The organism is Nonlabens arenilitoris (assembly GCF_002954765.1).
Lineage (GTDB): Bacteria > Bacteroidota > Bacteroidia > Flavobacteriales > Flavobacteriaceae > Nonlabens > Nonlabens arenilitoris.
The window spans coordinates 2442747-2464923 of the sequence record NZ_MTPW01000001.1 but is presented as its reverse complement, the minus strand read 5'-3'; the positions used below and the strand labels follow the sequence as shown (position 1 = coordinate 2464923).

Genomic DNA, 22177 nt, shown 5'->3' with positions numbered 1-22177 from the left:
CTTCATTGCATTACGGGCTAAAGCCTATGTCCTATAATAACATTATGTTAAGTATCCGCTCATTGCCAACGCTTTAAACCTACTTCACCAACCGAAAAACCAACAATTCCCCACCACCCTTTTCAGCGGTCAGAAAAAAAATAAACTATGAGTTAATGTCGGTTTATAGTAGGTACATTTCATTCTCTCATTTCGTGCCTACATTCTTTCATTGCATATACCCACTAACACCTAATAAGGCAAGCAAGAGTAGCTCATTCTCTACACTTCACTAAGCCACACATTATTCCATTACGCAATCCGTATGCAAGCCCACCGCACAACAACTTTGCAGTAAATTGTAAAGTTTGCAAAGTCTGCAACCTTGCAATGCATACAGTATTACTTCATTCCATCCCACCGCATTTAGTTCCGTTTCTTTCAATCGCTACACTTGCCACACACCAGCCCACGCTTTTAGAATAGGTATAGTTTATTTTTTTTCTGGTCATATTTCCCCAAAGGAATTGAACAACACAACAAGCATTTTACAAATAAGAGAAGTAGTAAATAATGTTATGCCAAAAGAATAAAAAAGGCAGCAAATGTAGGTGGTTACAATTGGTCTGAAAAGGTCAAGCCCTACGGGTTTTAAAAAAATCTCCACCCACAAGGGGTAGTATTTTCCTTAAAAACCTTGTCAGCTCACTTTCCACCACCAGTTGTATGGCTTTCTTTTTTTTTCGTTTTTTTCTTTGTCAAAAAATTTTGTGAAGGGGATTTCGGAAGCCAACTAAAATTCTCGGAAAATGACAAAATTCACTCTAAAAACTTACAGACCATCAGCCGAAACTGAAAAGCCACATTTCTACATTTTGAACAAAGGGATGAACAGCGGAAAGCCACTAAAACAACCTTGTCCGAATTGCTTCATTTTGATAGCACCCACAGAGGAAGCCAAAGAGCAGTTATATTGGTTATCCTTTGGGCTATGGCGTGCAAAATCCTTTCATTACTATTTAAAAGGTTCAGTTATTCCATTCATCACAAAAAACGACCTTAAACAAGGCATTTTAAATGGATTTGAACAGGCAAATAATGATATTCCAATTTTTAAAAAGTCGGTCAAAGCCTTACAGCTTTTAGAAGAGCAAGAAAAGGTTTATAAACTTAATCTAAAACTCATTGATGATGCACGTAGGGCGGTTTTCTATCGCTATATTTCTAAAAAGCGATATTCTTAGGGCTACTCATATTTGAGTACTGTATAAGTCATATTATAGCCCAATATGATTGCACCGTCTTAATAAAAAAATGCAAACCTTACAGAGTGCCAAAAAGAAAAGCCTACTCAAATGAGCAGGCTTTCTTCTAATTCCATAAATCTCTAAAATGGCATCTTAGAATATTTCGGAAATCTTTAAGGCGTTACCTTGTGCAAATACATAGTAGTTTGAACCTACTTCTTGATAGAACTCAATACCGATAGAGTTTAAAACACTTACATCAGTTGTCATAGTTGGAGAACCTGGTAATGTTGCAACCAATGAAACCAAAGCAGTAACCGAATCCACAGGTAAATAAGCAGAATACTGAACATCTTTCAATTCATTCAAACTTGCCTCTTTAGGCTCATAAACCTTTGTAGTAGTGTTGAACTCATAATCAGACAATACTGAAATAGCATTGATAATTCTAAAGTGAGTTGCACCGGCTGGAATGTTTAAGTAATTCAACGGATTGAATGCAGGAACATCCAAAGTTGAACTATCACGAGAACCAGCAGGAGTAATTGTGAACGGAGCATTAAAAGCACCATTGAAAGAAGTGAATCTATTAAAATCAAATCCTTTCAAATAGTTTGGTACTGCAGAAACCAACACAGCTCGTCTACCTCTGGCTTCAGAACCATCTTCTAAATTGATTTTTTTCATTATAGCAGTTAATCTTCCAGTCACTTGACTGTCTGCCATATTTTTCATTAGGCTTGCTAATCCGACTCTTACGGATTTACCAACCATTGCACAACCTCCAAATTCGTTCATATTTTCACGAGTTCTTTGAAATGCTGGGTCAGTTGCAATTTGTTCAGCAGTTGGACCACCAGTCAAACCTGCAAAATAACCTTCATTTCCTTTAATTTTAAAATGTCTAATATCTCCAAGAGTACCGACATATTTTAGGGGACCTTTCTGTCTTGCCATTTTTCTAAATTTTTAAATGTTAATAATAATTCTTACTATTACAAAGATAAGTCTAACATATTGACTATCAATTGATTAAAAAACGTAAACAAATGCAAACAAGTGCTAATAAACAAACAAGGGTAAGACCACACTATGAAGTGGTTAAAGTGTTGGACGGAGACGGACTAATCGTTAAAAATATTTTCACAAATGATGAAGAAGAAATAAGGCTATTAGGTATTGATGCTCCAGAGATAAAAGTTTGTAGAAAATTAAAGCAAGATGAAAGAGAAGTGAATATCTCAGGCACTTATTTAATTGAGTTGGGTTTTAAGTCTATGAAATTTCTACTTAAAAAAGCCAAACCACAAACAAGCGTTACCATAGTCCAAGAACAATCAAATCTTACTGATGCTTTTGGAAGAACATTAGCTTATATCATTTTGCCAAATGGCAAAACGCTTAATGAAATAATGGTCAGAAGAGGTTATGCAAAGCCATACAACAAGGTTTTCTGTTCAGAGTTACCAAAGTACCAAGCACTTAATTTGAGGGCTAAAACAAAGAAAAAAGGTTTATATTCGCTTATCAATTCGTTCTAATCTCCCTACATTTACTTGCTCTTATTATCTCTTATTTATAGTTTATTGTTGCCTATTTGTTGCCCAATAGACATAACTAACTGATATACAGCATTACTTTACTTTTTGTATTGGGAAGTAAACGATCAAAAAAGATCTTTTACAGGCTATTAAAATGACTTATTCCTTTTCTTTCTCGGCATTTTTTGTAGCATAAAAGTAAAGGGAATGTTCTTCAATAGAAACGTTAAATACCTCTTCTATAGTTTTCTTAATCTCATGCACCATAGGATCAGAGAATTCTAGAACTTCTCCTGTGTCCGTCATTATAATATGGTCGTGTTTACCATCAAAGAAAGATTTTTCATAGAAAGCTGTATTGTTATCAAACTGATGTTTACGAACCAGTTTAGATTCTAACAAAATGTCCAACGTATTATATAATGTCGCCCTACTGACTCTATAATTTTTATTCTTCATTCTTAAAAAAAGCATATCGACATCCAGATGCTCTGTGGCATTATATATTTCTTCTAGAATTGCATAACGTTCTGGCGTCTTGCGATGTCCATTTTCTTCTAGATAAACTGTAAATCGTTCTTTAATAATTTTAAAACTACTTATACAAGCCATAATTGCATTATTTATTATGACCTCAATCCTATTCTATTGAGGTTTAAGATTTTTATTTGTAAGAATAGATAAAAGACTATTAAGTATATATTAAAAGTCTTTTATCTATTTAGGTAGATGAGTTGATGTCACTTAAAAGCTAGTCTCTCCTTGATTAGGATTATAGACATAGTTAAAGGTGTAGTAACGACCTTCTGCAGTGGTATCTTGATTTTCATAATAGCTAAGGATTTCAATCTTAGCATATCTACCATCTCTAGTTCTTATTACTATAACCTGTCCTGGAATAGGCGATACTATATTAGTCATGAAATTATAATTATACCAGCCATTATCACTACCAGTTGGAATGGCAAATGACGTAGAGCTATCTTGATTAAATGTAAATCCATCTACCGATTGTATACTATTAAAAGTTCCTGTAACAATGGTAGCTGCTGCATCACCAGTGCGAGCAGGTTCATCTGCAGTTCCTGTTTCTGTACCACCATTAATGGCAATAGTTGTTCCTCTAAAAGCAATATCCCAATCTGTATCACTAGTAGTTTCTAAACCTGTGGCAAAGTCAAATTTTGTAAATTCTCCACCTATAGGCTGACCTTGCCCACCAGTTTGTGGTGCATATAAATTAGATATAGTATCAATTTCTAAAGCAACGGTAGAGTTCATATCGTCATCGTTATCACAAGAGGTAAAACCTATAAATAGTAAAGCAATGGCTAGTGTTTGTAATGTTTTCATTTTTTTCATTTTGGATGTAATTATGGTTATTGATTATTGTTAGAATTGATAATTAATTTTAAGGTAACCTTGAATCCCTGGTAATGTAGGAATGTTGTTATCTGTATAGTTCAAAAGGTTATTTGCACCTATTTGTAAATCAAACTTGTTATAAAAAGTTTTTGTAGCAGCTACATTTGCAGTAAGGTATCCATCAATAAAACTACTATCATAGCTATCGATAAGTCCATTACCGTTAGTATCAAATTGACCATACTTACTTCTATATAACAGTCTTAGATTGATATTTGATCGATACTTTTTTAAATCATAAAAGATTTTAAAATTAGCATTGTGACGTGAGCGATTCACCAGTCCAAAATATTCAGATCTCTCAATAGCTACGGACTGATTAGTTTGTGCATCACGTATAAATACACGACCATCTTTAACAGCTTTTTCTTTTGCTTTATCAAATGCATAAAGCAGCTGATATCCGGCACTTAATCGAATGTTTTTATTCCATTTATAGCCTGTATTCAGTTCAAATCCTGCGGTGTAGATTTCGTCATAATTGACATAACTAAATACATTTTGACCATTAGTTTTACGTGCTATAATTCTAGTATCAATTAAATTTTTAAAATCATTACGGAATAGGTTTAACTCTGCATTCCATTTACCTTTCTTGTAAGTTGCCCCTAGGTTATACCCTATACTGCTTTCTGCCTCGAGAGGATCATTCAATTCACTAAGTGGTACCACAACATCTAAAATTTGATCTTGTTCTTGTAATTCATTCAATTTATCAACTGCGACATTGTATCCTAATACGGTATACCCTACCGATGAGTTTGTAAAATCAAAATATAATTGTCTAAAATCTGGCGCTTTAAAACCATACCCTACAGATCCCTTTAAAGCTATAAAGTCATTTAGTTGATATAGAGCAGCAAGTTTAGGACTGAACTGGTCCCTATATTCAGAGTGATTGTCATATCGTGCACCAGCTATTACATTCCACTTATCATTGAGATTGACATCATATTGCGCATAGATATATTGAGAATCAAATTGAACTCGTTGATCAAAAAATGTTCTATCTAATGCTTCAACTTGATAGCCCATACCAGCGCTAAGTGTACTATTTGTAGAAAGCTCATAATTAGTTCTTATTTCTGGACGCAATAAGGTCTGGTCAAAATCACTATTACTAAGTATTTCATCATCTATAATGCTTTGAAGTAATTCATTTGCTTTATAGTTTGTGTAGTAAAACTCATAAGACGCAGACAGACGTTCATTCCATTGATGATCCAGTCTCGCATGTGCATTCCACTCTTTTTCCTTGCTATCTCCTTCATATAAAACATTATCTAATGAAAAGTCAGCTTCCTGAGATTGATCATAATATCTAGCAGATGTGAAAAGGGACAGATCATCACTGAAGTCATAAAACACACGAGAATTGAGTGTATAATTTGTAAAGGGATTTACAGTCTGTCCATCTGTGTCTGGTGTTAAATCATAACCGTTACTCGAGAAACGATTTGCAAACAACCCGACACGCCATTTATTAAATTTCTTATTGAGATTAAGATTGATATCTTGCTGGGCAAAACTTCCTATTCTATAAGAAACATCACCTTTAAGTTGATGACTTCTAGGCTTTTCAGTAATAATATTGATAACACCACCTAGCGCTTCACTACCATATAAACTACTTGATGGTCCTTTTACGACTTCAATTTGTTTGATATTACCTACGGTAAGTCTACTCAAATCAAAATTTCCTGCACTGCGACCTACTAAGGGCACTCCATCAATTAATATTAAGATATAATCTGATGAAATACCTTGAATTTGAACACCTTCAAAGCCGCTTTCGTCTGCCACGGTAATAATACCAGTTTGCTCATTAAGAATTTCATTAAGACGTACTGTACCAGATTGCGTTATTTTCTTTTTAGAAATCAATGTGACTGGTAATGGTAATGAAGATAATTGACGTTCTGTGCGCGTGGCAGTTAGCACAATTTCTTCTAGTTTTTCAGTCTTAGTAGTATCCACTATTTTTTGTTGTGAGTCCGCTTTCGCGAAAGCTAAAACACATAAACAAAAGGAAATCAAACACTTATACATATCACTACTTAGAATCGTTCTTAATAAAGCGCAAATATATAGATTATTCTTATTTAGATTCAATAAAAACAATTAATTTTGCCGCAGAATTTTTAACTATTAAAACAAAACCACGATGAGAACAACTTATGTCTCTTTACTAGCTCTATTTATGGTCATAATGGCCACCGCACAAGACAAAAAGCAACAGGATATAGACGCCATTAAAAGCATGTGTGGCTGCTATGAAGTAACTTTTAATTTTACCGAAACATTTAATTATTCTAGTGATTCACTTTATAAACCGTCTGCTACTAAAGTGGATAAAGCGCTAGAATGGGCGCAATTAGTAACTGATGATGAGGATAAAATTCAAATTCAGCATTTATTACAGGTTGGTGATCCATCAAAACCTATGATTATAAAGCACTGGAGACAGGACTGGTTATATCAAAATCAAGAATTATATACCTATGACTTTGATAATAAGTGGAACTATGAAGAAAAATCGGAAGATCAAGTTCAAGGTCAATGGACTCAAAAAGTGTATCAGGTTGATGATAGTCCACGGTATGAAGGCAGCGCAACCTGGGTTCATGTAGATGGAAAAAGCTATTGGGAAAACACAACGCCTGCTCCACTAGCCCGTAGAGAATATACAACACGTAGTGACTATAACATGCTGTTGAGAGATAATCGTCATGAAATTACAAATTATGGATGGTTGCATGAGCAAGACAATAGCAAGGTTATTAAAGAAGAAGGAAAAGAAGATGTTCTACTTGCCAAAGAAAAAGGATACAATACTTATGTAAAGGTGGATGACAGTCGTTGTGCTGCCGCAGCTAACTGGTGGAAAGAACATAGTGATAAATGGGAATTAGTGCGCGCAAAATGGAATCAAGTTTATAATCGTGACCGTGACTTAACATTAGAAAACAAAGTAGATAATAAGACTTTATATAAGTTCTTATTTGACGAGAATGTGGACCAAGCAGACCAAATCTATACAATCATTGAATCCTTTGTAAAAAAATAATCCCATGAAAAATATATGGATCACTACACTCCTATTTTTAATAGGAATATCATCTATCGCACAAGAGAATATATTTCACTCTAGCGACTTCTGGAATACCAACCCAAGTCTTGAAGAGGTAAAGCAATTGATTAAAGAAGGTAACAGTCCTGTTGCGTTGAACAAGAATGCTTTTGACGCTACTGTGTATGCAATAATCAGAGGTGCACAAAATGACATCATTGAATACCTGCTGAATATGGAAGGGAATTCACCTAATAAAAAAACACACGATGGTCGCAATTATCTACACTGGGCATCATATGCAAACAATGTTGCTATAGTTCAAGAATTATTAGAGAAAGGATCTTCAGTTACAAAAAAAGATAGTCATGGTTTAACGCCGCTAGCCTTTGCCGCAAATGCTGGAGTAACAAATATCGAGCTCTATAAGTTATTTAAAGATTATGATGTAGACCTTTTAAAAGAGCAAAGTGAACATGGCGCTAGTTTGTTATTATTAGTTGCCGCGAGCTTACAAAATGAAAAGGAGCTTAATGATTTTTTAAATCTAGGACTTGACTTACATAGTGTCGATGAAGACGGAAATAACATCTTTCATTATGCCGTTAAAAAAGGAAATATCTCTTTCTTAAAATTACTGATACAAAAAGGTGTCAACCATAAAGCGATCAATAAAAATGGAGGAAATGCCATGCTTATGGCTAGTCGTGGTTCAAGAGGACATCAAAATGCTTTAGATCTGTATACCTTTTTAGAATCACACGAGATTCCTGTGAATATTACAGGTGATCAAGGCCGTAATCCCTTACATGCTATTGCCTCTAATTCTAAAGATATAGATATCATCAATTATTTTATAGAACGTAATGTTGATGTAAATCTAGCTGACATTGATGGCAACACGCCTTTTATGAATGCAACGAGCTATAATAATTTAGAGGTTGTAAAACATCTTTATACACATGTCGATCAAGTAAATCTTAAAAATAAAGAAGGGAAAACAGCTTTAATGATGGCTGTTTATAGAAATGAACCATCTGTTGTTCAATTTTTAATTGATCAACATGCTGATTTAAGTCCTACAGATCATAAGGGTAATAGTCTTGCTTATTATTTATTGAAGTCCTACAGCGATAGAAATACAGATCATTTTAACGCAAAACTTGAATTATTAACTCATCTAGGTGTCTCTATGAATACAATTCAAGAAGATGGTCATACTTTATATCATATCGCAGTAGCTCAAGGCAGCTTAAATTTATTAAAGCAACTAGAGGAATTTGACATAGATCTTAACTTAAAAAATGATGATGGATTGACTGCTTTGCATCTCGCAGCGATGACCGCAAAAAATGAATCCATCATTAAATACTTAATTTCAAAAGGCGCTGATATTCATATAAAAACAGATTTTGAAGAATCTGCTTATGATCTAGCCAAAGAGAACGAATTATTAAACAACACCGCTTTAAACTATCTAAAATAATGAAACGTATTTTTCAAATATTACCAGTCTTTATATTAGGCTCATTTTTGCTTTTTAGTTTTATCAATCCCATAGAAAAAACTAGTTATAAGTGTATGATCCAGCTCAAAAATTATACTGGAGAAGGTGCTTATATTGTCATTTCCTTATTAAATCCTGAAGAAGAATATGTAGAGACTCTATATGTACAAGGTAAGGACAGTGAATGGTATAGCGAGATTGCACAATGGTGGAAGTTCTATGGGAAACGACGTCCAGATATAGACGCTATTTCTGGCGCCACAATAAGCGGTGGCGAGCGTGTCATAAATCTTATTCAAATTCCTAAAGATAAAATTGATCAAGGCTATTTTATCAGGTTTGAAACCGCGGTAGAAGATCAAGAATACTATGTAAAAGATCTACAATTTGAGTTAACCAGCGAGAATCTTAAAGGTAAAAAAGAAGGAAGCGGTTTCATACGCTACGTTAGATTGTTGCCTCAGTAAATTAGAGTTCCTATGACCATTTCTTTTTGGAGATATAGTCACTTGCTTCTTGCAGGTACATCTGCTTTGTTTTTAATTATCGCATCAGTTACTGGTGTCATACTAGCTTGCGAGCCCATCGCAGATCGATCTCAATCGTATAAAGTTGTCGATTTAGAAACTGTATCTACTGCGAAGGCTATTATAGCACTACAAAAAGAATATGATGAAGTACTCTCATTACAAGTTACTTCTAATGATGAAGTAATAGCATCAGTCATTACGGTAGATGGTATAAGTGAGGAAATCTATGTGAACCCTACTAATGGACAGCGATTAGGTAAGGTAAAAGAACGACATCCAGTATTTATATGGACCACAAATTTGCATCGTTCTCTATTTTTAAAAAGCCTAGGTCGCATTTTTGTTGGTATCATCTCGTTATTACTATGTCTTATCGCTGTAACAGGTTTATTAGTATTAATACAGCGTCAGGGCGGTTTATTAAAATTATATAGCAAGGTTAAAGAACGAGACTTCAACCAGCGTTATCATGTTATTTTAGGTCGATGGCTTTTGATTCCTCTAATCATTATTGCCAGTACAGGTGTTTACTTATCATTAGAAAAATTTGATTTAATACCAGTTCATCAAGCAGAACTGGACTGGAATAAAGAACCAGTCCTGCCTGTACATTATCAAGGATTGAGCGAGTTAGCCTTCTTCAAAGAATTGAAATTAAATGAGGTCAGGCAAATTACCTTTCCCTTTTCTGAAGATGAGCTGGATTATTATGAATTTAATTTAAAAACACGTGATCTATTAGTCCATCAGTATAGCGGCGAGATTATTAGTGAGATAGAACAACCATTTAGTTTGTTACTTTCTCGGTGGAGCTTTAACCTACATACGGGATCAGGCAGCATACTATGGTCGTTAATTTTACTGGTTGCCAGTGCCAGTATATTGTTCTTTATATTTTCTGGATTAATGCTGTTTATAAAACGACGTCGCTTTTCTGATAAGATTACCATAGTAAGTGATAAAGATGTGAGTGACATTATCATTCTAGTAGGTTCAGAAAGTGGTCAAACATATGCTTTTGCGCGCCACATCACACAAGAGTTAATACAGCAAGGTAAAAGCGTCTTTGTAAGCAGTTTGAATGAATATACCAGCTATAAAAAAGCAACCCATTTACTAGTGTTAACCGCTACTTATGGTGATGGTGACGCACCTACTAATGCTAGACACTTTCTATCTCTATTACCTACCATACATCAACCTCATCCTATTCAATTTGCTGTTTTAGGTTTTGGTTCCATGGATTATAAACATTATTGCAAATTTGCCATAAAGGTAGACGCGAGTCTGCAAGATCATCAAAGTTTTACACCTCTTATTCCTTTAGAAAAGATAAATGAGCAATCAGAAAAACAGCTTAATACCTGGCTAGAAAAATGGTCTGCCGCTATAGGAGTTCATCATAAATCTTATCAGTCTAAAAAGAAAGACATCACATTTGCAGAATTTAAAGTGATAGAACGTACCGCTCTCAATCTAGATCAAACCTTTCTATTAAAATTAAGACTTGATCATAATCAAACTTGTCAATCAGGAGATATTATACATATAAAAGCTCCTAAAACCGATAAGCCCAGAGCGTATTCTATCGCAAGAATAGAAGATGATATAGTACTCAGTATCAAAAAACATGAGCACGGTATTTGTTCCTCATACTTGAGTGATCTGCAAATAGACGACACCGTACATGCCTATATAGAAGAAAATGCACATTTTCATTTACCCTTAAATCCAGAGTCTATAATTTTTATCTCTAATGGTACTGGTATAGCTCCTTTTCTAGGAATGATTCCTAATTTGATAGACAACGGTCAGCAATTCCAGTTTTTCTGGGGTGGACGGTTTAAAGAAAGTGTTAAACTATATCAACCATACCTTCCATTTACAGCAGGTGATCCATCTTCTAGCGTGCATCTCACCTACTCGCGTGCACCACAACAAAAATATGTACAACACGAGATCTGGGATCAACGCAAACTAATCGCAGCCCGTTTACATAACGGCTGTCACATCATGATTTGTGGTTCTATGGCTATGAAAGACGATGTCATTGAGGTTCTAGAAAAAATTTCAATTCAAGAAAATCACACAGCTCTCACCTATTATGAATCCCGAGGACAGATCCATATCGACTGTTACTAAATCTTTAAACAATGTGCCATAACGTAAAAACCATTGCCAAAAATAAACAAGGTCAACTCTCCTATTGCACAGATTGTAAGGTTTATCGATTGATTTTTAACAACCTACAATTGGATTTCAGTCCTCAACAATTAAAAAGGTTTAAGAAATATATCGACCAGTTAGAAACGGAATACTGGGAATTGAGATATGAACGTGTCGTTAAGGAAAGAAAAATACCAGTTCCATCTGCTCAAGATAATCTCGTGATGATTTTTAATAAACACGAGCTGCAACTGCTGCGCTCTTTACTTCATTTAGACACGCCTCAATCCATGGAAATTATTGACATTGTGGATATCAATTATACGTTGTTTTTGAATTAGATGGATTGATACGCTTTCGCGAAAGCGTCTCCACAACAAACTAATAATACAACCTAAAGTCTAGCAACTGACAAAGTTTATACTGCTTGTAAAACAAACGCTCCACAACTTCTTTTAAGTCATCATTCTCATAGAACAAACTGAAAAACAGACGATCTAGCGTAAACGCACTGGTCATGTGAGCGGATGAAACTCCATAACCAGAAATGGCTCTAGCACCAGTGACATCTAGAAAATATTGCGATTCATCATCAGTGAGGTCTAGTAATTTTTTGTTTGCAAAATGTATGACTTTACCATCCATTTTTCCTTCAAAAAGCTCTGCGATTTCCTCGATGCTGTAGTAGTAACCATTGATTAATATATTGTTAGCCTCGCCAGGTAAGACCAAGTAAATCATTTCATAATCTTGAAAGTGATGGTCATCATACAGTAAATGATTGATACTATCTTCTAGATCTTCAATGGTATCACAGGCCTTATAAATACTGGTGATTTGTTGTTGTAGCGCCATATCTTCTAGTATGGTAAGCACCTCAGTCGTTTCAGTAGAATTTGCATCCGGCACTACCTCTAGACAGTAAATAAAATTCTCAATCTCAGTTATAGGGATTTCCAGTTTGCTCATAGACGCCTCGCCGTTCAATTCTTAAATGCAATATTAGTATTGAAAAGTTAGAATAAAACACTTCAAAGTCATAAAATGTAGAGGTAACTGTAAAGCCTGATATAACACATTATAAGAATGTAAGCACCAAGATTATAGAATTGATGATGCTCTCTATTAGATACAACCGATTATAAATTTAACCGCTTGCGCTCTAATTATTTTCATAGAATAATTAATCTGGTTTACGGGAAACCGTAAGAAAATATTTCATTGTAAAATTATGTTTGTCGCTCAGTCGGAATATACTGAAAAACGACTTTAACCAGGAGTAGGTAATAACTAAACACTTTATTAAATGACTAAAAAAATTACAATCGTAGCAATGACAGCAATTTTCTTAATGACCACAAGTTGCGCAAGTATTATTACGGGATCAAAAAGAAATGTTCTCTTTGAATCAGATCCATCAGGAGCAAAGGTTTTTGTAAATGGATTTGAAAAAGGAACGACACCAGTTCAAATCAAAGTAAGAGCAGATGACCGAATTGATTTTAGACTTGATAATTATCGCGAACGTGTCGTTATCATGGATAGTAAATTTAATCTAGTAAGTATAATTAACGGATTTAGTTTAATAGGTTGGGGAGTTGATGCAATTACAGGCTCACTAAAACGAGTAGATACTAAATATGTTAAGGTAACACTGGAAAAAACAGAGAAAACTGCTTTTATCAATCATTTAGAAAACGGTAACATCACCACAATAAATATAGATGAAGAAAATAAAATTATAGAAACAGTTGTGATTTTAACTGAATAATTATTAATTAAAAATCACGCATCAATAAGAACAACACTTTTTCTTATAAAGAGTGTTGTTCTTTCATTTAATCAAAACAAACATATTTATTAATCATGTAACTAGTAATTGGTTTTAATGTTATTCCTGTTTCTGGGTGTAATCCTAGATTCGTAAAATATTCTAATTGCTTTTTAGAATTCTTCCCATACCATATACGTACACTATTATCTTCATTAAAAAAGTCGGTATAACAATTAACTTCTACTTTTTTGAAAGATTTAATTTTTTCTTCACGATATAATTTGAGCTGTTTAACATTATACTTAGTGGCATCAAAATCTACTTCAACATAATGATCAGTCTGCCATACCATCCAGCGTTGTTTATTAGAATAATTATAAATCAATAATACAATTAACACCATCCCTATTCCCGGAAGAATATATTTAAATGGTAATGACTGTATTACATTTCTATTAAATTCAGTCACATTTAAATCATTATTTGTTGAATCAATTGCTTTCTGAAAATCATTGTAATTCTCGTAACCTAAATATTGACATAGACCATTTATAACTTCAATTTGTTTAATACTTATATCCTCATCCTTGCCATCTAATTTCTGCGCATCTCCTCGGTATATTCTTAAACTTCTTTCTCCTAATACAACATTCCAATTCTCTTCTAAATAATGAGATAATTTGGTGGACATTTGAGTCAGTGATGGATTAGTTACACCATTATTATACAATTCTTGACTAGCCTTAACAAAAGCGCGTAATATTAATTCTTTATTCATAATACTGATAATCAATTATTTAAAAACGGAAAAAAATCGGAAATTCAATTCCAGAAAGTTTCCTAATCAATTCCACAATATTACCAATCTTACTTGATCAGTACTCCTTTATTTGTATCAGAATTCATTACCGCCTTACTCGCAATAGGGCTTGCGAAAATTAATTCTACCATGGAGTAGCATTGTGAATTGAGACAACTATTTGGGAAGTAATTATCTCATTTACTCTTGCACCTCCATACTTCCCATAGAAGAGAAAGCTCTTCAAGTTATAGCCAGTGTTGCTAACTAAAATTTTCTGAGACAATCTCGGACAGCAACACTATTGTCCAATATTAAACCATTCAAATATGAAAAAAATAACATTAATAGTGTTTACGGGAATCCTCATTTCTACATTTATATCATGTACACCAGAGAGTATTATAGATGAAGCTAAAGATATTAAAGCTTGTTGTGGTAATGAAGGCACTATAGAATTACCGCCACCACCGCCACCGCCGCCAGAAGATATTACCGGAGATTAATACTCTATTTTCTATTTACTTATTACATTAGAGGAATGAAATCGACCATAACTTCATTCCTCTTTTTTTGTATTACCATACTAACCGCATACTTATCTAACGCACAGGTTACAGACAGTTTAACATACTATTCTGGTATTGTAGACAACCCTACTAAACCAGAGGATCTTGCTAAAGCCTATACCTTTTTTACAAAAGAAAAAGCAAAGAATGCGACGAGCCCTAAAAAACTCGCAAATGAGCTCTATGCCACGCAATATCTAGCTGAAATTCAAAAGAAGCTAGGCTATTCTTCAGAAAATGAATTATTAAATCTAGAAAGTTTAAAAATTTTAGAACGCATTCAACCCAAAACAGAATGGACTGACATAAGCTATTTAAGAGTTATTAACGAATTAGGTATTATTTATAGAGAAAGAGAGGACTATACACAAGCACTAAAGCTTTATCAAGAAGCATTAACCAGCGCGACAACATTGAAAAATCAGGCTGTTCTCTTAAATAATATAGGTTATGTATATGAGCATCTTGAAGAACTTGACATAGCATATAAATATTATGATCAAGCTTATACAAAAGCAGTAGAAGCAAATCACACCAGAGAAATTGCAAGAACCTTGAGTAATCTAAGCTTTATAAAATCAAAACTAGATTTACCAGGCGCAAGACAAGGCTTACTAAAAGCGCTAGAGTTAAGACTTTCTAATCCGTACACTTATGAATTAGGCTCTAGCTATGAACATCTAGCAAAGCATTTTTTTCAACTTAAGGATACCATTTCTACAAAAAAATATAGTGATGATTTTATACAACTAGCTCGCAAAAACAATATCGCAGAACTGTTACAAAGTGCCCTTAAATTAAAGATAGTCACTGGCGAACCTAAATATGCTAGTGAATATTTAAAAATCAACGACAGCCTAACTAAAATTGAAGAAGAGCAACGTAATAATTTTAATTACTATGTGTACCAGTATGATAAAAAAGAAAAAGACTTGCAGAAAAGTCAACTATTTAATGAACGACTTCTTTATCTCATCCTTTTTATTGCATTAGCATCTCTATCTATATATTTCGTTTTAAAATACAAACACCGAAAAGAAAAACTACAAGAAATTTATAATACAGAAACTCGTATTTCTAGAAAAATACATGACGAAGTTGCAAATGATGTTTACCATGTCATGACCCAATTACAAACTAGTGCACATGATAACAAGGAACTCTTAGACGATCTAGAAAATATATACAATAGAACCAGAGACATCTCTAGACAAAATAGCACTATCAACCTTACAACGCCATATGTAGATCTTTTACAGGATCTATTTTTAAGTTATAAAGATGATCAGGTTAACGTTATAACAAAAGGGCTTCCTTCAATCAACTGGGAACAATTAAAAGATGTCCAAAAAACAACGATTTATAGAGTGTTACAAGAGCTATTAACGAATATGAAAAAACATAGCCATGCCAGCATTGTTATTTTAAGTTTTGAAAAATCTGGAAAATCATTAATTATAAACTATAAAGATAACGGTAAAGGAACGGCCATAATAAAAGGAAACGGCCTTCAAAATACGGAAAACCGTATCCATTCCATAAACGGATCAATTACATTTGAATCAGAATTAGGAAAAGGCTTCAAAGCCGTAATTATGATTTAAAAGATGTTTAAAAAGGTATTAATTTCAGACGATTATAGCAGCATTAATCAAGGTGTGCTTGCTATATTAGATCAATTAGGTATTGCAAAGGTGAAACAAGTGCAATATTGCGATGACGCTTATCTAGAAATTAAAAGCGCGATTCTTAATAAAGAACCTTATGATTTATTCATCACAGATTTAAACTTTAAAACAGATCATCGCCAGCAAAAATATACCTCAGGAGAAGAACTTGCGGCACAATTGCGCAATGAGTATCCAGATTTAAAGATGATCGTATATTCAGTAGAAGATCGATTGCAAAAAGTAAGGTATTTAATCAATAGCTTGCGAGTCAATGCCTTTGTTTGTAAAGGTAGAGATGGCTTAAAAGATTTATCAAGTGCTATACAAGCGGTTGATCAAGATCAAATGTTTCTCTCTGCGCCTGTAGAACAAGCTTTAAATCCTAGAAACAATCTAGAGATCAATGATTATGATATAGAGTTATTATCATTACTAGCCTCAGGACAATCTAAAGAAGCCATTAGTAAACAATTTAAAGATCAAGGCATCACACCTAGCAGCCTGAGCTCTATTGAAAAAAAACAAGCAAAACTTCTCTTACAATTTAGAGCAAATAATGCCACACATCTTATCAGTATCGTAAAAGATTTGGGACTTATTTAATTTTTTTTAGCCTTTACGGGAAACCGTAAACTAAAAGCAACTTACCTATTTACTTTTACCATCAAATGGGTGAATTGCTCATTTTTAGGGGATAAGAGCGCATACTTGATAGGTATGCGCTTTTTGTATGAATGAGGTTTACCGTAAACATTTTCTATAAAGACTTAATAGATTTGATTATAAATCAAAGCAAAAATGGAACATTTAAAGAAATATCTTAACGAACAGCAAGATCCAGCAGCAGTACAAAAAATTCTAGAAAAAGTTAGTGATTTGCTCACTACAAATGAAGTAATAGAATATATAGCAGTTCAAAAAAAACCTGCATTAAACTTGTCTCCCGATTGTATCTCATTAACTAACAAACGTATTATATTTTGTCATCCTAAAACCTTTGGATTCTCAATGGATTTTCAAGACTTTCAATGGAAAGATGTATGTGATTGTCACATGAAAGAAGGTATTATGGGAGCTACTTTTTTTATGAAAACAGTAAGAAATCAAGTGGTCAGTTTAAACTATTTACCAAAGAGTCAGGCAAGAATGCTTTACAGATTTGCACAAGAGCGTGAAGAAGAAATGTCTGAATATAGAAGACAGCGTGAATTAGAAAATGCACGTGCTAACGCTGGTGGCAGCATTACTGTAAACACTAATGATCAGACAAAACCTCAAACATCAACAGCAATAGTTGATGATCCTATGGCTAGCCTTCAAAAACTGAAAACATTATTTGATAATTCTCTTATAAGTCAAGACGAGTTTGACAGCAAAAAGAACGAGATTTTGTCTCGACTTTAATAACTTAAATTATACTCTAAAATTATATAATAGCGCATGTTTCTTATCAATAGGCGCTATTATAACTTTATCTTATTCCCTATTCCTTTTAAAATTCTCTGCTTGTTCTAAGATCTCTTTGTAAACTTCATTACGTTCTATTGGCGGATATCCGTTCTCATCTAAGAGGATTATAATTCCTGCAAAAAGTGAAGCTTGTATGGCTGTATTATTTTTCCAGTCCGGAAAGTTGGTTTCTTTATCTACAAGATTTTTTACTTTTTTAGCTAGTTGAATAAGTTGATCTTCTGGATAACTGAAATCGTACTTTGAGCAAAGCGATTTAAGAATATCATAGAAAGCTTTTTCTTGAAAACTGATTCCCAGGTCATCGCCAGAATCAAATTCTTCTTTTACTTTCCAAATCAAATCGGTTACCTCTTGACTAAACTCTTTATAGGTTTCTGCTTCCCATTTGTCAGCTTCACGCTCATTGTATCTTTTCACTAGAGCTTCCATCTTTTTACTGAAATCTACACCAGCTACTTTGTTATTTTTCTTCAACTCACCTATGGCCTTTTTAAGAAGCTGCTGTAATAATTTGATCTTGGTATTAGGCAGTTTTATTTTATCAATCTTGGCCATATAATCTTCATCAAAAAGATCATATTCTACGGTATCTTCTTCTCCTATTTTAAAAATCTCGGTAACTCCATCGCTTTCTAACGCTTCTTTAATCATGTCACGCACCTTTGCATTCATTTGTGCGGTATCAGGAGCATCTCCTTTAGTAATTTTAAAAACTATACTTCTTATAGCTAGATAATAATGCACTTGATCTCTTTCTACCTGTTTGATTTTTTCACTTCCAGAACAGATGTCATAAGACGCTTTTAAACGTTTTACCATGTCCATAAAGCGCTTTTCTTGTTGTTCTGCCTGCATAACAAATTCAGACGCCTTCTTTAGATTGAGCAACTGCTGCATTGCGATTCCCGTAAAATATGGCGTACTATCAAATTTATGAAACATGCGATTTAGTAAGTCCAGCATATCACGCATCACTCCTACTGACTTCTCTACCTCTTCCATATTCTCCTCTTCGCCTTCACCATATTTTTTTAAGGCGATATTCATGCGCTTTTTAATACCTATATAATCGACGATTAATCCCTTTTTCTTGCCAGCAAATTTTCTGTTAACTCGAGAAATGGTCTGTATTAAATTGTGTTCTTGTAATGGCTTGTCTATATAAATAGTATCTAAAAATGGCACATCAAAACCTGTTAACCACATATCTACAACAATGGCTATTTTAAAATTAGACTTACCATTTTTAAATTGCCTGTCCAGTTCTTTACGATAGTCCTTTGTGCCTAGCATATTATAAAGCTTCTTATCGTCGTCCTTATTTCTGGTCATGATTAGCTTCACACGTTGCATAGGTTTGATTACCTTCATTTCTTTTTCAGAAAGTTCTACTCCTTCTTCAGCAACTTTTACTTCTGCCCATTCTGGGCGTAGTAAAATCAACTGTTTATAAAGTTCGTACGCTATTTCACGACTACTACTCACAAACATCGCTTTACCTTTTACCGTAGCACCTTCATTCACTCTAGTTTCATAATGCTTTACAAAATCCTCAGCAATAGCCTTTAAACGGTCTGGATCGCCTAGAATAGCATTCATGCTAGCACTTTGCTCCTTACTGCGCTCCACTTGATAGCTGTTTGCTCCAGCTTCTTCTACCTCATTATAATATTGCTCTATTTCTTTAAGCTTGCTATTCTTGAGATTTACTAATGCAGCTCTACCTTCATATACTAATCGTACCGTGATTTCATCTCGTACAGATTCTGTCATGGTATAAATATCTACTACTTTACCAAAAACATCTAGTGTTGCATCAATAGGTGTTCCTGTAAAACCTACATAAGTTGCTTGTGGTAAGGACTGATGTAAATAATACGCAAAGCCAAAGCTTTTCTTCACACCTTTTTCTGTGACTTTTACTTTTTGATCTAGATTGGTCTGGCTTCTATGTGCCTCATCACTGATACAAATCACATTATTTCTATCAGTAAGCACTTTTGTATCTTCTGTAAACTTATGAATGGTCGTTAAATAAACACCACCACTTTCTATGCCTTGTAGTCGCTTTCTTAAATCTTTACGGCTTGTTACACTTATGATATTCTCGTCTCCTAAAAATACTTTTGCATTCGTAAAACTTTCTGATAATTGGTCATCTAGATCTGTGCGATCTGTGATAAGAATGATTGTAGGATTATTAAAGTAAACACTCTTCATTAATAATCTGGCTAGATACAGCATGGTAAAACTCTTACCGCATCCTGTGGCACCAAAGTAAGTTCCTCCTTTGCCATTACCATCTGGTCGTTGTGCTACTTTAACCTGATTATACAAAGCTCTTGCAGCATAATATTGTGGATAGCGACATACTATCTTCATATCATTCTTACTACTGTCTGGCATGTAGATAAAATTGCGCACTATATCGCGCAGTCTATTCTTATGCAACATTCCTTGTACTAGAGTAAACATGCTATCTATTCCATCCACATCTGCAGCGAGACCAGATACACGACGCCAGGAATAATAAAAATCATAAGAAGCATAAAAAGAACCTGCTTTATTATTTACTCCATCACTTATCACACAAAAAGCGTTGTATTTAAAAAGAGAAGGAATATCGCGACCATATCTCGTCGTGATTTGTTTATAAGCATCATGAGTGGTGCAATCTTCTTTTATCGCTGTCTTAAATTCAAAAACCACAAGCGGTAATCCATTCACATAAAGAATCCCATCAGGTATGCGACCTTCTGGATGGTTCTCTACTATTTTCATTTGAGTAACAAAACGATAGATGTTTTTGTCTTTGTTGGTATAGCTTGTATCAGGTTCTGGCTCTGCAACAACATGATCTACGCTTGCACTGTTTACCTGTTCTTCGAGACCAGAATAATCTATTAGATAAGCATGAAAATCTTTGTGTTTATAATCTTCACGTTCTAGTATAAAACCATCACGCAATCGCTGCATGATTTTTTTATTTGTTTCATAAAGATCAGATGCTGGTAATTTCTTTAAGTCTTGTATAATGACTTTAATTTCTGCTTCTGTTATTCCTTTGTCTGCATATTTACGCGCTAGATAGTTTTTAAATCATCTTCTATCAACACATCCTCTTGAGATCTATTCAGGCTATCACCATAGTAATGAGGATAACCTTCCTGAACAAGTAACTCTGTAAATGTATCTTCTAGCTGTGCTTCTGTAAATTTTTGCATACTCTTATTTTAGTTTCGCTTTCGCGAAAGCTTAACTATCAACTACTTTTTAGAAGTTAAATAATTATCTAGCTTATGAAATATAGATAATAAATGATCTTCTTTTATACGTTCCGAAATGTACTGCGCTAGGTTGGTAAGTTGCTCTTTAGTAGGATGGTAATGTTTTACGGCAAAATGTGCCCAACTATAGTTGGTAGTTCTAAAATTGTCGCAATAAGCTAACTCATTCTCTTCTTTAGAAAATGCAATGTTTCTATACTGCTCTCTATCTTTTAAAGCACTACCAACAAGTTCTACGGCAATGTGCATAGATTTATCTTTTTTTTCATCTAGCAAGTTTGCAAACACTACTACAAACATTAAATCTTTATTTCTAGGAGAAACAAAATATCGCGCTCTCTTATCGTTTGTAGAATTTGCTCGTGGCGCATAAAATTCAAAGTCACCCAACATGGTGTTTGCTTTTTCAACCTCGGCAATGATGTGTTGTCGCATTCTATATTTAAAAGAGATAAGGTCGTTGATATGCTCTTGATTTTTAAAATAAAAATCTACTTCTTTAAATGTCGCCATAGGTGTACTCATGTTAATGATATTTTGAATAAAGTCAATTAGGAAGATATGATATTTAGGTTGCGCATCAAGCGTATAAATCCCGATATATCTCTGTATGCGCGTCACCAGTTGTAAATGAGTAATATTAATATAATGACTTGCCATTTTATTATGGTTATACTCACTAGTTGGAACTGGCAACAAGGAAAGCACAACGCCTATTTTACATTTACTAGATCCATCTATAATAACACTATCCCAGTAATCATCAAGGTCATTTTCTTTGATATGATGATGCACCTTATTTTCAATAATAATCGCGTGATAATCGCTTTGTAATAACATATCGATGCGTCCACCACCTGCTGTAAGATACTCTGTAGTAACCTTGAAGTTTTCAATATTTTGTACTGACTCTTTCTCGTCTCCAATTAGAGATTCTTTGATAAGTTCTAGAAGACTTTTTATGAATAGATCTCGATACCCATGTATTTCTTTTACTCTAAAGAAAAAAGCATACATATTACTCAACACATTTTCATAATGCGGCTGCTTTGCTATTCCTAAAAAAGTCTTGGGACGCTTTTTAGATTTTGGGATCTCGTGTTGATCGAGGAAATTTTGGAGTTCTTGGAGATTTTTCAA

General features: G+C 34.0%; 21 protein-coding genes. 12 read left to right on the top strand and 9 right to left on the bottom strand.

What is annotated here, in order from left to right:
• Nucleotides 1-788 precede the first annotated feature (788 nt).
• Nucleotides 789-1223, top strand: a complete 435-nt coding sequence (locus tag BST92_RS10900; RefSeq protein ID WP_105071477.1) for a DUF6943 family protein — start codon at nucleotides 789-791, stop codon at nucleotides 1221-1223.
• A 156-nt stretch (nucleotides 1224-1379) separates the two neighbouring features.
• Here BST92_RS10900 and BST92_RS10895 read toward each other — a convergent pair whose 3' ends face one another.
• Nucleotides 1380-2183: a hypothetical protein gene (locus BST92_RS10895; RefSeq protein WP_105071476.1), complete on the bottom strand. Its 804-nt coding sequence runs from the start codon at nucleotides 2181-2183 to the stop codon at nucleotides 1380-1382.
• Between the two features lie 92 nt (nucleotides 2184-2275).
• Here BST92_RS10895 and BST92_RS10890 point away from each other — a divergent pair, with 92 nt between their 5' ends.
• Nucleotides 2276-2767 (top strand): thermonuclease family protein, encoded by a 492-nt coding sequence (locus BST92_RS10890; RefSeq protein ID WP_146105147.1) that lies wholly within the window; start codon nucleotides 2276-2278, stop codon nucleotides 2765-2767.
• Between the two features lie 159 nt (nucleotides 2768-2926).
• On the opposite strand, the gene BST92_RS10885 is transcribed toward BST92_RS10890, so the two are convergent.
• From BST92_RS10885 to BST92_RS10875, 3 genes are all read right to left on the bottom strand, one after another.
• Entirely contained in the window at nucleotides 2927-3379 is a 453-nt protein-coding gene (locus tag BST92_RS10885) for a Fur family transcriptional regulator (RefSeq protein ID WP_042291982.1), read from the bottom strand.
• Nucleotides 3380-3511: 132 nt separating this feature from the next.
• On the bottom strand, nucleotides 3512-4120 hold the full coding sequence (locus tag BST92_RS10880; protein WP_342747868.1) for an HmuY family protein: 609 nt from the start codon (nucleotides 4118-4120) through the stop codon (nucleotides 3512-3514).
• A 39-nt stretch (nucleotides 4121-4159) separates the two neighbouring features.
• Nucleotides 4160-6241 (bottom strand): TonB-dependent receptor plug domain-containing protein, encoded by a 2082-nt coding sequence (locus BST92_RS10875; protein ID WP_211292481.1) that lies wholly within the window; start codon nucleotides 6239-6241, stop codon nucleotides 4160-4162.
• 115 nt (nucleotides 6242-6356) lie between these two features.
• Here BST92_RS10875 and BST92_RS10870 point away from each other — a divergent pair, with 115 nt between their 5' ends.
• From BST92_RS10870 to BST92_RS10850, 5 genes are read left to right on the top strand one after another with little or no spacing between them, the layout of a single operon-like run.
• Nucleotides 6357-7259, top strand: a complete 903-nt coding sequence (locus BST92_RS10870; RefSeq protein ID WP_105071473.1) for a DUF6607 family protein — start codon at nucleotides 6357-6359, stop codon at nucleotides 7257-7259.
• 4 nt (nucleotides 7260-7263) lie between these two features.
• Nucleotides 7264-8748, top strand: a complete 1485-nt coding sequence (locus tag BST92_RS10865) for an ankyrin repeat domain-containing protein (protein ID WP_105071472.1) — start codon at nucleotides 7264-7266, stop codon at nucleotides 8746-8748.
• Entirely contained in the window at nucleotides 8748-9236 is a 489-nt protein-coding gene (locus BST92_RS10860; protein WP_105071471.1) for a DUF2271 domain-containing protein, read from the top strand. The genes BST92_RS10865 and BST92_RS10860 overlap by 1 nt, the downstream gene beginning before the upstream one ends.
• A gap of 12 nt (nucleotides 9237-9248) precedes the next feature.
• Nucleotides 9249-11441, top strand: a complete 2193-nt coding sequence (locus BST92_RS10855) for a PepSY domain-containing protein (RefSeq protein ID WP_105071470.1) — start codon at nucleotides 9249-9251, stop codon at nucleotides 11439-11441.
• Nucleotides 11442-11452: 11 nt separating this feature from the next.
• On the top strand, nucleotides 11453-11806 hold the full coding sequence (locus BST92_RS10850) for a DUF6686 family protein (protein ID WP_105071469.1): 354 nt from the start codon (nucleotides 11453-11455) through the stop codon (nucleotides 11804-11806).
• A 40-nt stretch (nucleotides 11807-11846) separates the two neighbouring features.
• On the opposite strand, the gene BST92_RS10845 is transcribed toward BST92_RS10850, so the two are convergent.
• On the bottom strand, nucleotides 11847-12434 hold the full coding sequence (locus tag BST92_RS10845) for a DUF6642 family protein (RefSeq protein WP_105071468.1): 588 nt from the start codon (nucleotides 12432-12434) through the stop codon (nucleotides 11847-11849).
• Between the two features lie 337 nt (nucleotides 12435-12771).
• Between BST92_RS10845 and BST92_RS10840 the strand changes: the two genes are divergently transcribed.
• Nucleotides 12772-13236, top strand: coding sequence for a PEGA domain-containing protein (locus BST92_RS10840; RefSeq protein WP_105071467.1), 465 nt, complete (start codon nucleotides 12772-12774; stop codon nucleotides 13234-13236).
• A 67-nt stretch (nucleotides 13237-13303) separates the two neighbouring features.
• Here the strand turns inward: BST92_RS10840 and BST92_RS10835 are convergent, their stop codons facing one another.
• The gene (locus BST92_RS10835) at nucleotides 13304-14017 is read right to left on the bottom strand and encodes a hypothetical protein (protein ID WP_105071466.1); all 714 of its coding nucleotides are present in this window, start codon (nucleotides 14015-14017) and stop codon (nucleotides 13304-13306) included.
• Nucleotides 14018-14367: 350 nt separating this feature from the next.
• On the opposite strand from BST92_RS10835, the gene BST92_RS15050 reads away from it, so the two are divergent.
• From BST92_RS15050 to BST92_RS10820, 4 genes are all read left to right on the top strand, one after another.
• Nucleotides 14368-14544, top strand: coding sequence for a hypothetical protein (locus BST92_RS15050; RefSeq protein WP_170061681.1), 177 nt, complete (start codon nucleotides 14368-14370; stop codon nucleotides 14542-14544).
• 35 nt (nucleotides 14545-14579) lie between these two features.
• Entirely contained in the window at nucleotides 14580-16211 is a 1632-nt protein-coding gene (locus BST92_RS10830) for a tetratricopeptide repeat-containing sensor histidine kinase (RefSeq protein WP_105071465.1), read from the top strand.
• Nucleotides 16212-16214: 3 nt separating this feature from the next.
• Nucleotides 16215-16880: a response regulator gene (locus BST92_RS10825; protein WP_105071464.1), complete on the top strand. Its 666-nt coding sequence runs from the start codon at nucleotides 16215-16217 to the stop codon at nucleotides 16878-16880.
• Nucleotides 16881-17075: 195 nt separating this feature from the next.
• Entirely contained in the window at nucleotides 17076-17681 is a 606-nt protein-coding gene (locus BST92_RS10820) for a PH domain-containing protein (protein ID WP_105071463.1), read from the top strand.
• Between the two features lie 72 nt (nucleotides 17682-17753).
• On the opposite strand, the gene BST92_RS10815 is transcribed toward BST92_RS10820, so the two are convergent.
• The 3 genes from BST92_RS10815 to BST92_RS10810 are packed head-to-tail and all read right to left on the bottom strand — an operon-like array spanning nucleotide 17754 to nucleotide 22177.
• Complete coding sequence (locus BST92_RS10815) at nucleotides 17754-20783, bottom strand: type I restriction endonuclease subunit R (RefSeq protein ID WP_245910989.1); 3030 nt, start codon at nucleotides 20781-20783, stop codon at nucleotides 17754-17756.
• A 50-nt stretch (nucleotides 20784-20833) separates the two neighbouring features.
• Entirely contained in the window at nucleotides 20834-20974 is a 141-nt protein-coding gene (locus BST92_RS15500) for a hypothetical protein (protein WP_245910907.1), read from the bottom strand.
• Between the two features lie 42 nt (nucleotides 20975-21016).
• Nucleotides 21017-22177: a PD-(D/E)XK nuclease family protein gene (locus BST92_RS10810; RefSeq protein ID WP_105071462.1), complete on the bottom strand. Its 1161-nt coding sequence runs from the start codon at nucleotides 22175-22177 to the stop codon at nucleotides 21017-21019.